The following is a 2091-nucleotide window of genomic DNA, read 5'->3' as shown; positions in this document are numbered from 1 at the left end:
TTTAAGAGTCGCTCTGGAAAGTATATTGACTAATTATAATTAGTAGCACCAGTTAATTATATTTAAGTTAATCCGAGGTGCTAATCTCTTCTATATAGATCTCTGGTATATACCTTCTCTTCAACATCTTCTAACTCTTGATTCATTCTATTTGCAACTATCAGATCTGACATATTCTTAAAATCTGCTAGATCCGTAATTACTTTAAAACCTGCAAACTCTTCTTCCTCTAGAGTTGGTTCATAAATGACTAACCCTACATCTTTATTCTCTAATCTATCCATTACTCCTTGAATAGCAGATGCTCTAAAGTTATCTGAGCCTGATTTCATGATTAGTCTGTAAACTTCTACTACTTCTGATTCTTGCTTTAGTATAGAAGCAGCAATATGATCTTTTCTAGTATCATTAGAGTTTACTATTGCATCAATAATATCATTTGGTATTCCTTCATAGTTGGCTCTAAGTTACTTGGTGTCTTTTGATGGACAATAACCAAAGGACTAAAATACTAATTTCTTATTTAATCATTATATTTTTTCCAACTACTTTCTTCATTATCCCATCTCTTTAACAATTCTTTTTCCTCAATAATGGCCTCATATATTGGAGATAGAAATTTTTCTAAACTCTTCATAACCTCAAAAAAGGAAATGTATTCTATGTTGATTCTTTTTAAGTAAGTACTCCACATTTGTGATCTTTCTTTATTATTAATAAACTTTTCTGTAAAAACTATTGCTTCTTCTTTAAGGGCAGTTCCTCTTCTTTGAATCGTTTCATAAACTGCTTCCTGAAGAACCCTACCATCAAAAGTATGAAGTCTTGAAATAGTATATAAATCATAAAAGTCTTTCATTCTACTGTTAATCCTACCTAGTTTAAGCATTGCTTCAAATTTTTCAGCAATTACTGATTCTAGAGAATAAACATTTACATCAGGTGCATCCAAATTTAATAAACTCGGATAGCTTAATTTTTTAGGCTTAGGAACAATTATATCTCCAAAACCTATATCCAACTGCAATTTCTTTCTCGCCTTTCCTAAATATGAAGTTATATTAATTCTGATTCCCTCATAATCAGCACCCTCAGTAATTGTTTCTGTTTTACATGAAAATAAAATAGTAATATTTGATTAAAATCTATCTTCTCTTTCCTGGATATATTCAATAATCTATCCCTAATTGATTTTATCTTGTTCTTACTCATATTAATACCTCCAAATAGGTCTTAGCTATATCCAAGACACCTATTTCCTCTGCATAGTCAAGTAGTTTATCAATATCTCTATCTTGTTTTTTTACATACTCATTTAGTACTTCTTTAACTATGTCCATTCCAACTCTATCCTTGAATTTTAAACAATCACATATTGTCTTTTCTAAATCATATATCCTTATCACGTTATTGTTTAGCTTTACTTCTTTGATTCCTATTTGAAATTGTTTTTCTGAAAAATATAATACTTTAATCGGAGGATAATCAGGCAAAACCGGTTTACGATCTTTTCTATGAATAGCTATATAATATTCAAAATGATTATAAGTAGTTATTTCATAGTAAGATAAAGCAGATAATAAACAGATAACGCCTTTAGGAACAATTTCATTTGCTTTAACAAACCCATTTTTTAGATAATCTATATCTCCATTATCCCAAAAGTACAAACCTGTTTTGACTTTATTTACAATTCCTTCTTCTACTAGTTCATAAAGGTAATGTGAATGAATTCCACTATTAATTATATCTTTGGTTCTTGCGTAGCCACCATTCTTTTTAAAAATATTTTCTATTCTCTGATGTTCTTTCTTCATAATAACCTCTCCTCTTGTAAAATTGTAGGCAATTTAATGTTGATGCCTACGTTTTTACAAAAATAATTATATCATCTTTATTCAATTTAATCAATAATTTATGGAATAAATATTAATTTTAAGCTAAAAATCCCATAACACTGAGTGGGTCAATGTTATGGGATAAATAGTTAGTTCGCTGCTTATATGTCATCAATATAATTCCGCTGCTTGCCGTTCATTCCGCCTCCTGCTTCATTCACTTTCAAAAAACACCGTTCCACCGTCCGTGGCT

At 29.7% G+C, this 2091-nt stretch carries 3 protein-coding genes and 1 pseudogene; all 4 read right to left on the bottom strand.

Translation table 11 applies throughout. The annotated features are described in order from the left end of the window. Positions 1 to 80: 80 nt before the first annotated feature. Positions 81 to 497: pseudogene (locus tag B5D41_RS14600) on the bottom strand (UDP binding domain-containing protein); the annotation flags it as partial. Between the two features lie 26 nt (positions 498 to 523). Then, entirely contained in the window at positions 524 to 1060 is a 537-nt protein-coding gene (locus B5D41_RS13925; protein WP_234983975.1) for a nucleotidyl transferase AbiEii/AbiGii toxin family protein, read from the bottom strand. Then, positions 1057 to 1212 carry a hypothetical protein gene (locus B5D41_RS14195; RefSeq protein WP_159442974.1) on the bottom strand — a complete coding sequence of 52 codons (156 nt, stop codon included), beginning with the start codon at positions 1210 to 1212 and terminating at the stop codon, positions 1057 to 1059. Before B5D41_RS14195 ends, B5D41_RS13925 begins: the two co-directional genes overlap by 4 nt. Next, positions 1209 to 1817, bottom strand: coding sequence for a type IV toxin-antitoxin system AbiEi family antitoxin domain-containing protein (locus B5D41_RS13920; RefSeq protein WP_078811223.1), 609 nt, complete (start codon positions 1815 to 1817; stop codon positions 1209 to 1211). Before B5D41_RS13920 ends, B5D41_RS14195 begins: the two co-directional genes overlap by 4 nt. Positions 1818 to 2091 lie beyond the last annotated feature (274 nt).

Origin of the sequence: Selenihalanaerobacter shriftii, from assembly GCF_900167185.1 — a bacterium.
GTDB classification, from domain to species: Bacteria; Bacillota; Halanaerobiia; order Halobacteroidales; family Acetohalobiaceae; genus Selenihalanaerobacter; species Selenihalanaerobacter shriftii.
This window is presented reverse-complemented; position numbering and strand designations above follow the sequence as displayed.

What these genes read in the sequence shown, in the direction of transcription:
- B5D41_RS14195 (WP_159442974.1), bottom strand. Translation starts at nt 1,212, where the DNA reads ATGAGTAAGAACAAGATAAAATCAATTAGGGATAGATTATTGAATATA.
- B5D41_RS13920 (WP_078811223.1), bottom strand. Translation starts at nt 1,817, where the DNA reads ATGAAGAAAGAACATCAGAGAATAGAAAATATTTTTAAAAAGAATGGT.